The sequence below is a fragment of the Enterococcus sp. VV15 genome (assembly GCF_005236045.1).
GTDB lineage: Bacteria > Bacillota > Bacilli > Lactobacillales > Enterococcaceae > Enterococcus_B > Enterococcus_B durans.
Genome location: NZ_QPTY01000029.1, coordinates 30,777 through 40,292, shown reverse-complemented (window position 1 = coordinate 40,292; position 9,516 = coordinate 30,777). Strand labels below are relative to the sequence as shown.

Here is a 9,516-nt window from a genome sequence, read left to right as displayed (position 1 = left end):
GATTATCACTATCATTTTTTAATTCAGTTCATTCTGCTTCCTCGCTTGTTTAATCGCTTTTTCATTGCAATTAAATTAGTTTTTGATGAGTGATAATCATGTTATATTAGAATTAATTTAGAATATGATTAGTTTGCATGGCATTGCAACATTTTTAAATTTAATTAATTTTGTTATTTTAAATGTGTTTTTATGATCTGCTTTTTCTGATAGCTAATATTTTGTTATCGATTTCATTTGTATATGTTTGTTCATGCATTAATAAGTGTATATATTCATATTAAAAAGCATTTTTTGCATTTTTATTTAATAAATATGCAAAAAATGCTTTTTTTTTGAAATTTTCATGCTATAATAACTTCACTGCATAGAAAGTTTCGTATTAGGAGGAAATAAAATGAAAAAAATCACAGGTATCATTGTTACAGCTTTAGCTTTATTTGCTTTAGGAGCATGTGGAAGTAGTGGGGGTTCTTCTTCTAGCTATTCAGATAAATCAGACAATCAATTAGCAGCAATCAAAAAAAGTGGTGTCTTGAAAGTTGCGACATCTGCCGATTACGCACCATTTGAATTCCATACAATGGTGGATGGAAAAGATAAAATCGTTGGTTCTGATATCGATCTAGTCAATGAGATCGCTAAGGAATTAGGGGTCAAAGCTGAAGTTTCTGATATGAGTTTTAATACTGTACTTGCTTCATTGAAAGAAGGTAAATCGGATATTGCGATTTCTGCCATCTCTGCTACTGATGAAAGAAAAGAACAGTTTGACTTTACGGATAATTACTACAATCCACCACAAGTTGTTGTCATCAACAAAAAGAATAAAGATGCTTATACAAGTACTGATGCATTGAAAGACAAAAATGTCGGTGCCCAAAAAGGTTCGATCCAAGAAGATGTTGTAAAAACACAGATTGAGGGTTCTAAACTAGTAACGATCGATAAAGTGCCAAATATGGTAGTGGAAGTGAACCAAGGATCATTAGATGCGATGGTTGTAGAAAAGACGATTGCGGAATCATATATCGCTCAAAATCCTGATTTGACAATTGCTGATATTACGCTTAAACCATCTGCTGATGAAGCATTTGCGATTGCATTACCAAAAGGCAGCAGCGACTTGCAAAAAGAATTGAATACCATCATCAAAAAGTTGAACGATGAAGGAAAAGTCGAAGAATTTATTAAAAAGAACAATGAACTAGCTGAAAAAACAGCTGCAGAATAGAGGGTATAAAGCGTGAACTTTTCATTTTTAGATAAATATCTCCCGTACTTTGTTTCTGGTACGGGAATCACGATCATTATTTCGATTGTCACAGTTGTCCTAGGAACACTGATTGGTTTAGTCATGGCTTTGATGAAATTATCAAAAAACAAACCATTGAATTGGATAGCTAATATTTACATTGAAATATTACGGGGCACACCGATGCTTTTACAAATCATGATCGGTTTTCTGCTATTACAAGGTTTCTTTCCTTCAAAAAGTGTAGAACTAGGCGTGCTGACTGTAGATCTAGGAAGATTATTTCCGGGGATGATCGTATTGTCTTTGAACTCTGGAGCATACGTTGCTGAAATCATTCGTGGAGGCATCATGGCCATCAATTACGGACAGACAGAAGCATCTTATTCTTTAGGGCTACGTCCAGCACAGACGATGCGTTATGTGATTCTTCCACAGGCATTGAGGAACATCTTACCGCCATTAGGGAATGAATTTATTACATTGATCAAGGATTCCTCTTTGCTAACTGCGATTGGGATCAATGAATTGATGGGCGCAGCACAGATCGTCATTTCAAACTCATATATCCCTTTAGAGCCTTATTTCGTAGCAGCGGGCGTTTACTTCGTCATGACGTTCGTTACTTCTCGTTTATTGAATTTATGGGAGAAAAAACTTGGTAAAGGCTACCAGAGATAGGAGTAAAGCATGATGAGTGAAGCATTGATCAAAATCAGTCATTTAAATAAAAAATTTGGGGATAATGAGGTATTGAAAGACATATCTGCCAAAATCGTTCCAGGTGAAGTTGTCGTGATCTTAGGACCGTCTGGCTCAGGGAAAAGCACATTACTGAGATGTGTCAATCTATTAGAAGTACCAACTACAGGCAAGATCGAATTTGAAGGAGCAGATATCACCGATAAGAAAAATGATATTTTTAAGACTAGAGAAAAAATGGGCATGGTTTTTCAACAATTCAATCTTTTCCCTAATATGACAGTCTTGCAGAATATTACATTATCTCCAATAAAAGTAAAAAAATTATCAAAAGAAGCAGCAGAAAAGATTGCCAAAGACTTATTGGGAAAAGTCGGGCTTTCTGATAAGGCTGATGCATACCCACAATCTTTATCAGGTGGGCAGCAACAAAGAATCGCCATCGCACGAGCTTTGGCCATGCAACCAGATGTGATGCTTTTTGATGAGCCGACTTCTGCGCTTGATCCTGAAATGGTTGGTGAAGTACTAGAAGTGATGCAACAACTAGCAAAAGAAGGTATGACAATGGTGATCGTTACTCATGAAATGGGCTTTGCTAAAGAAGTGGGAGACCGGATCATTTTCATGGATGGCGGTGTCATAGTAGAAGAAGGCACACCAACTGAAGTATTTGAACATACAAGTAATCCTAGAACAGCGGACTTTTTATCCAAAGTCTTATAAAGCTAGAGAAATAGCTACGAATGGTCTTCTAGTCAAAGGGAGAGCAGTTCGTAGTTTTTACTTTTAGGTACATTTATTCCAAAACGATTCAGGTATAGAGGTAGTTTTTTTTTTACATTTGCAGTATAATATAGCGTTGAGGAGTACGTTTCGTGCTCCTTCATTTTTTGCAGATGAGGAGACAACATGTTTTCAAATTATAAACCAACATGGATGGTGGATGCCATCTACAAAATTACCCCTGCACAATTAAAAAAACTGGGGATCAAAGCTGTTTTAACTGATTTGGATAATACATTGATTGCTTGGAATAATCCAGATGGCACAGAAGAATTGCTCGATTGGATTTTAGAGATGAGAAATGCTGGTATCCCAGTTGTTGTAGTTTCAAATAACAACTCGGAGCGTGTTGCACGTGCTGTTGATAAGTTCGAACTGATGTATGTGGCAAGAGCCATGAAACCACTCGCACTAGGAATCAACAATGCAAAGAAAAAACTAAATCTTTCAGATGATGAATTAGTGATGGTCGGCGACCAAATCATGACAGATGTCAGAGGGGCGAATCGAGCGGGAATCCGTAGTATTTTAGTGAAGCCCATCATCGATACGGATAGCTGGAAAACACGATTCAATCGTTTTTGGGAACGTAAAATCATGGCCTATTTATTAGCACACAATCCTGATATGGGCTGGCGAGGTGGAATTGAATGAACGAAGAACTACAATGTATCGGCTGTGGAGCGGTGATCCAAACCGAGAATCCTGATGAGTTAGGATATACACCAAAAGCGGCATTAGAAAAGGGCTTAGCATCTGGCGAGGTCTATTGTCAACGATGCTTTCGCTTGAGACATTATAATGAGATCCAAGATGTATCCTTAACAGATGATGATTTCTTACGATTATTGAATGAACTAGGACAAAAAGACGCATTGATCGTCAATGTAATCGATATTTTTGATTTTAACGGTTCACTGATTCCAGGACTGCATCGCTTTGTGGGCAATAATCCAGTATTATTGGTTGGAAACAAAGTGGATATTTTACCAAAATCTTTGAAAAAACCCAAAATGATCCAATGGATGAAAGAACGAGCATTTGAAGCTGGCTTACGTCCTGTTGAGGTCCTATTGACTAGTGCCAAAAAAGCGAATGAAATGGAAATGTTGCTGGAAAAAATCGAAGAATACCGTGAAGGACGAGACGTCTATATCGTTGGTGTGACAAATGTTGGAAAATCAACGTTGATCAATCAGATCATCAAAAATACAGCAGGTGTCCAAGATGTTATCACGACTTCTCAGTTCCCCGGAACTACTTTAGATAAGATCGAGATCCCTTTGGATGATGGCCACTTTTTGGTTGATACTCCAGGAATCATCCATCGCCATCAAATGGCTCATTATTTAGGAAAAAAAGATTTAAGGATCATTGCGCCAACTAAGGAAATCAAACCTAAAGGCTATCAACTGAATGAAGGACAGACTCTTTTCTTAGGCGGATTAGCGAGATTTGATTTTATCAGCGGCGAACGTGGCTCTTTTATTGCTTATGTGTCGAATGATGTGAGTCTACATCGAACAAAATTGGAAAAAGCGGACGAATTCTATGAAAAACACGTAGGTGGTTTATTGCAACCGCCTCGTCCTGATGAAGTAGCAGCATTTCCAGAACTTGTCCGTTTTGAATTTTCTGTCAAAGAGAAAACGGATATCGTATTTGCTGGTTTAGGCTGGATCACTGTTACGCAACCTGCTGTCGTAGCGGGTTGGGCGCCTAAAGGGGTAAATGTAATGAAAAGAAAAGCATTGATTTAAGGAAGAAGGAACGATATGAGTCTAAGAGGAAAACAAAAACGTTTTTTACGTAGTAAAGCCCACCATTTACAACCAATCTTTCAAATAGGAAAAGGTGGAATCAATTCAGCAATGATGGTGCAGATTGCCGAAGCACTTGAAAAAAGAGAGTTGATCAAAGTTTCCTTATTGCAAAATACGGATGAGATTGCTGAGGATGTGGCAAAAATTTTAGAAGAAGAAGTAAGTTGTGAAGTTGTTCAGATCATCGGTCGGGTCCTTGTTTTATATAAACCTTCTTCCAAGGAAAAATATCAACGTATATCGAAAGAAGTTAGAGCAATTTAAGGAGTGACGATAATGAAATCGCAAGCGAAATCTTTTGTCCGTTCCCAAGTGTTTCCTCAAGCAATGCCACAAATTTTCGAGAAACGAAAGCAAGTAGGCATTCTTGGAGGAACGTTCAACCCTGTCCATCTTGCTCATTTAGTTATGGCGGATCAAGCAGGTAAAAATCTAGGTTTGGATGAAGTTTATTTGATGCCGTCTTATCAACCACCACATGTGGATGAAAAAAAGACCATCGATGCTTCCCATCGCTTAAAGATGCTTGAACTTGCGATAGCTGATAATCCCTTTTTAAAAATAGAAACGATTGAATTGACTCGAAAAGGTAAGAGCTATACGTATGATACCATGAAGGCATTGACTCAAAATAATCCAGAAACGGATTATTATTTTATTATCGGTGGCGACATGGTAGAATACTTACCTAAATGGTATAAAATCGATGAATTAGTCACAATGGTAAACTTTGTCGGGATTCAGCGTACCGGTTATACGATTGAGTCACCATATCCTGTCATCTGGGTAGATGTACCTGAAATCGATATTAGTTCAACGAAGATACGACAAAAAATCCAACAAGGTTGTTCTGTTCGTTATCTCGTTCCTGATAAAGTGATTGACTATATCCAGAAAGAAGGGTTATATCAAGATGAACTATAGTGAAGAATACACGGGTTATTCAAGAGAGATATTGATGCAAAAAATCCAGATGAGAATGAGTGAACGTCGGTTCAACCATGTCCTTGGTGTAGAAGAAATGGCAATCGCATTGGCAGAAAAATACGGCTGTTCTCCTGAAAAAGCGAGTATCGCTGCGCTGACCCACGATTACGCAAAAGAACGCCCAGATGATGAATTTATATTAGTGATCAAAAGAGATGGCTATGATACAGCATTACTGGACTATGGCAATGCGATCTGGCACGGTGTTGTGGGAGCTTCTTTTGTCGAAAGAGAGCTTGGTATTACAGACGAAGAAATCCTTCATGCCATACGTGTTCATACTACGGGAGCGGCAAAAATGTCTCTGCTGGATAAAATTATCTATGTGGCTGACTACATTGAACCCGGTCGTGTATTTCCTGGTGTGAAAGAAGCACGTGAACTTGCTTTGATCGATCTTGATGAAGCTGTAGCGTTTGAAACCAAGCATACATTGGCTCATCTCATTGAACAAGAACAACAAATTTATCCCAAAACAATTGAAACATATAATCGTTGGGTGGCTCAAAAATAACAGCTGCTCTATTAGGAGGAAATTATTATCAATAGCAAAGAACAATTACAGATCGCTGTCAAAGCAGCAGATTCAAAACGAGCAGAAGACATCATTGCCTTAGATGTTCGTGAAGTTTCTCTATTAGCGGATTATTTCATGATCTGCTCTGCAAATAGCGAACGTCAAATCAATGCCATTACAGAAGAAATCCTTGATAAGGAAGAAGAAAGCAATTACGAAGTAAGAAGAGTTGAAGGAAAAGAAGGCGGAAAATGGATATTGATCGATCTTGGAGACGTCATTGTCCATGTTTTCCATGCACCCGAAAGAAGTTTTTATAATTTAGAAAAATTGTGGTCTGATGCACCATTAGTCGACCTAACTGATTGGTTAGATTAATATGGCTTATGAAACATTTGCTTTTGTTTATGACGAAGTAATGGATGAAACACTGTATCAGCAATGGCTAGATTTTTCGAAACGCCATTTACCTAAAGATACCCAAAATATTTTGGAGTTAGCTTGTGGAACAGGCGCTTTAGCTGTGGCATTTGCCAAAGATGGTTACCATGTGACTGGTTTGGACCTATCGGAAGAAATGCTGATGATCGCTAGTCAACGAGCCTATGAAGAAGAAGCTTCTATCCAGTTTGTAGAAGGGAACATGCTTGATTTATCTGAGATGGGCCAGTATCAGGCTATTACTTGTTTTTCTGACTCTCTGTGTTATATGAAGAATGAACAGGAAGTGCAACAAGTGTTCGATGAAGTCTACCAAGCGTTAGAAGACGAAGGAAGATTTTTATTTGATGTCCATTCCATTTACCAAGTCGATACAGTTTTCCCAGAATATAGCTACCATTATCAAAATGATCGCTTTGCTTTCTTATGGGATAGTTACCCAGGAAAAGAAAAACACAGTATCGAACATTTCTTGACATTTTTTGTAGAAGACCCACAAGGATCAGGCACATTCATTCGTGAGGATGAGTTGCACCAAGAGCAAACATATTCTTTAGATAATTATTTGAGAATGCTAGAAAACAGCGGTTTTTCTAAAGTAGAAGCATATGCTGATTTTACGGATGACGAACCATCTGAAGAGACAAAAAGACTATTTTTTGTTGCATATAAAGAATAGAAGTCATAGAAGAAGCCCCGAGCTTCACTAAATGAGTCGGACAATCAGAAAGACTTTATCGTTTTCTGATGGTTCGGCTTACTTTTCGATTTTTCTAGATTAGGAGTATACGGGTACACAATGATTTGAGTGTAATCATTTGTAGTTATTTTAAACGAGGTGGGTGAAAGATGAAAGCTTGCGGTATTATCGTAGAGTACAATCCATTCCATAATGGTCATCGCTATCATGCAGATATGGCGAGAAAACAGACAGGAGCTGATGTTGTTATCGCAGTCATGAGCGGTAATTTTTTACAGCGAGGAGAGCCAGCCATCTTAGATAAATGGGCGAGGGCGAATGCAGCTCTTGCCAATGGCATTGATCTAGTGATCGAACTCCCGATAGAATGGTCAGTTCAATCAGCAGATTACTTTGCCAGGGGTGCAGTTCGATTATTACAGAAGATTGGCTGTGATTATTTATGCTTTGGTACAGAAGGAGAGCAATTGTTTGATTATCAAGTATTTGGATCATTTGTTCAGGAAAACCAAAAGAGAATAGATCAAGCATTCTTGAAATTAGTGGATCAAACCATGAGCTATCCACAAAAAATGACAGAAGTATTCAATCGACTCTACCCTGAAATGAATTTAGATTTTTCGTCACCCAATCATATTTTAGGCTTGAGTTATGCGAAAGAAAACGCCTGTTATGATCTCCCCATGCAGTTAGTACCGATTGCTCGAAAGAATGCGGGATATCATGATCAAGAATTGCCAGAACAGCAAATTGCTAGTGCGACGGCCATTCGAAAAGCGTTGAGAGAAAAAATAGCAATCGATCATTATGTACCAATTGAAACAGCCAAAATTTTTCAGTCTGTCTCGATGCAGACGTGGGAAACTTATTGGCCACTACTCCGTTATCGACTATTGTCTTCAGAAACAGAAGAATTACAAACAATTTATCAAATGACAGAGGGAATCGAAGCACGACTGATAAAAGCGGCGAAAGAAGCGACGACTTTTGCTGATTTTATTGATTTGGTCAAAACGAAGCGCTATACGTGGACGAGGTTGCAACGTTTAGCTTGTTATACACTGCTAAATGTCAAAACGGAAGAAATAAAAAGGCAACAAGCACATCTGTATCTAAATATATTGGGTTCGACAAAAAAAGGACGAGTATTTTTGAAAGAAAAACGAACGCTCCCGCTGTTTGCAAAAATAGGCAAACAGGAAGCACAGGTTGCACATCTTTTAATACGGAGTGATCAAATTTACCAGTTAGCGCCAGGTGTTCAGGAACAAAATTTTGGTAGAAGACCCTATATCTATGAATAAAAAAATAGGAAATAGAAAAAATACTTCACAGAAATAGAAAACACAAGTATAATGGAACAGGACATTTTGTGTAACACACAACGATAAAAGAACGATTAAACTAGAAAGCGAAGTGAGAATATGGGACGTAAATGGGCAAACATCGTAGCGAAAAAAACAGCTAAAGATGCAAATAACAGCCGAGTTTATGCAAAATTTGGGATCGAAATCTATGCGGCAGCAAAATCAGGTGACCCTGACCCTCATGCCAATCAAAAACTACGTTTCGTCATTGAACGCGCTAAAACTTACAACGTACCTAAACATATCATCGATCGTGCAATTGAAAAAGCCAAAGGTGCAGGCGATGAAACATACTCTGAACTACGCTATGAAGGGTTTGGCCCAAGTGGTTCAATGGTCATTGTCGACACATTGACAAATAATGTGAACCGTACAGCAGCTGACGTACGTGCTGCTTTTGGTAAAAATGGCGGTAACATGGGCGTTTCAGGGGCAGTTTCCTACATGTTCGACAACACAGCGATCTTTGGATTTGCGGGTGAAGATGCGGATGAAATCCTTGAATACCTAATGGATAAAGACATTGATGTACGTGATGTGATGGAAGAAGATGGCCAAATCATCGTTTACGGTGAAGTAGCAGATTTCCATGGTATCCAAGAGGCCTTAAAAGAAAAAGGAATCTCTGATTTTTCAATTGCAGAAATCCAAATGATCCCCCAAAATGAAGTAACATTATCTCCAGAAGATCAAGAGACATTTGAAAAAATGATCGATGCGTTGGAAGATCTTGAAGATGTGCAACATGTCTTCCATAATGTAGCTTTAGAAGATTAAGCATACAATAGGTCGAGACAAAAGTCGTTTTGGTTTGAGAAATTGGAGAGAAAAACGAACAATACGCTTTTTGTATTGCTCGTTTTTTTTTTTTTTTTTTTTTTACATTTAGGAAAAAAGGTGAATTTTGGGGGGAGTTTTTTCGAGGGGGGGGGCAAAAA

12 protein-coding genes are annotated in these 9,516 nt (G+C 38.1%); all 12 read left to right on the top strand.

Going from position 1 to position 9,516, the window contains the following annotated elements; translation table 11 throughout:
• Positions 1 to 397: 397 nt before the first annotated feature.
• The 12 genes from DVW83_RS10655 to DVW83_RS10600 all read left to right on the top strand — a co-directional run bounded on the left by DVW83_RS10655 (position 398) and on the right by DVW83_RS10600 (position 9,355).
• Positions 398 to 1,234 carry a transporter substrate-binding domain-containing protein gene (locus DVW83_RS10655; RefSeq protein ID WP_137239361.1) on the top strand — a complete coding sequence of 279 codons (837 nt, stop codon included), beginning with the start codon at positions 398 to 400 and terminating at the stop codon, positions 1,232 to 1,234.
• Positions 1,235 to 1,246: 12 nt separating this feature from the next.
• Positions 1,247 to 1,936, top strand: coding sequence for an amino acid ABC transporter permease (locus DVW83_RS10650; protein WP_104661978.1), 690 nt, complete (start codon positions 1,247 to 1,249; stop codon positions 1,934 to 1,936).
• A 12-nt stretch (positions 1,937 to 1,948) separates the two neighbouring features.
• On the top strand, positions 1,949 to 2,683 hold the full coding sequence (locus tag DVW83_RS10645; RefSeq protein ID WP_104661979.1) for an amino acid ABC transporter ATP-binding protein: 735 nt from the start codon (positions 1,949 to 1,951) through the stop codon (positions 2,681 to 2,683).
• Positions 2,684 to 2,869: 186 nt separating this feature from the next.
• Positions 2,870 to 3,397, top strand: a complete 528-nt coding sequence (locus tag DVW83_RS10640; protein WP_081134733.1) for a YqeG family HAD IIIA-type phosphatase — start codon at positions 2,870 to 2,872, stop codon at positions 3,395 to 3,397.
• Complete coding sequence (gene yqeH, locus DVW83_RS10635; RefSeq protein WP_104661980.1) at positions 3,394 to 4,503, top strand: ribosome biogenesis GTPase YqeH; 1,110 nt, start codon at positions 3,394 to 3,396, stop codon at positions 4,501 to 4,503. Before DVW83_RS10640 ends, yqeH begins: the two co-directional genes overlap by 4 nt.
• A gap of 15 nt (positions 4,504 to 4,518) precedes the next feature.
• Entirely contained in the window at positions 4,519 to 4,830 is a 312-nt protein-coding gene (yhbY, locus tag DVW83_RS10630; protein ID WP_104661981.1) for a ribosome assembly RNA-binding protein YhbY, read from the top strand.
• A 9-nt stretch (positions 4,831 to 4,839) separates the two neighbouring features.
• Positions 4,840 to 5,490, top strand: coding sequence for a nicotinate-nucleotide adenylyltransferase (locus DVW83_RS10625; protein ID WP_174784280.1), 651 nt, complete (start codon positions 4,840 to 4,842; stop codon positions 5,488 to 5,490).
• Entirely contained in the window at positions 5,480 to 6,067 is a 588-nt protein-coding gene (gene yqeK / locus DVW83_RS10620) for a bis(5'-nucleosyl)-tetraphosphatase (symmetrical) YqeK (RefSeq protein WP_104661983.1), read from the top strand. The genes DVW83_RS10625 and yqeK overlap by 11 nt, the downstream gene beginning before the upstream one ends.
• Positions 6,068 to 6,091: 24 nt before the next feature.
• The gene (gene rsfS, locus DVW83_RS10615) at positions 6,092 to 6,448 is read left to right on the top strand and encodes a ribosome silencing factor (protein WP_098049580.1); all 357 of its coding nucleotides are present in this window, start codon (positions 6,092 to 6,094) and stop codon (positions 6,446 to 6,448) included.
• Between the two features lies 1 nt (position 6,449).
• On the top strand, positions 6,450 to 7,190 hold the full coding sequence (locus tag DVW83_RS10610; protein WP_104661984.1) for a class I SAM-dependent DNA methyltransferase: 741 nt from the start codon (positions 6,450 to 6,452) through the stop codon (positions 7,188 to 7,190).
• 170 nt (positions 7,191 to 7,360) lie between these two features.
• Positions 7,361 to 8,515, top strand: coding sequence for a nucleotidyltransferase (locus tag DVW83_RS10605; RefSeq protein ID WP_137239359.1), 1,155 nt, complete (start codon positions 7,361 to 7,363; stop codon positions 8,513 to 8,515).
• Positions 8,516 to 8,635: 120 nt separating this feature from the next.
• Complete coding sequence (locus DVW83_RS10600) at positions 8,636 to 9,355, top strand: YebC/PmpR family DNA-binding transcriptional regulator (protein WP_005877837.1); 720 nt, start codon at positions 8,636 to 8,638, stop codon at positions 9,353 to 9,355.
• The last annotated feature ends 161 nt before the right edge of the window (positions 9,356 to 9,516 follow it).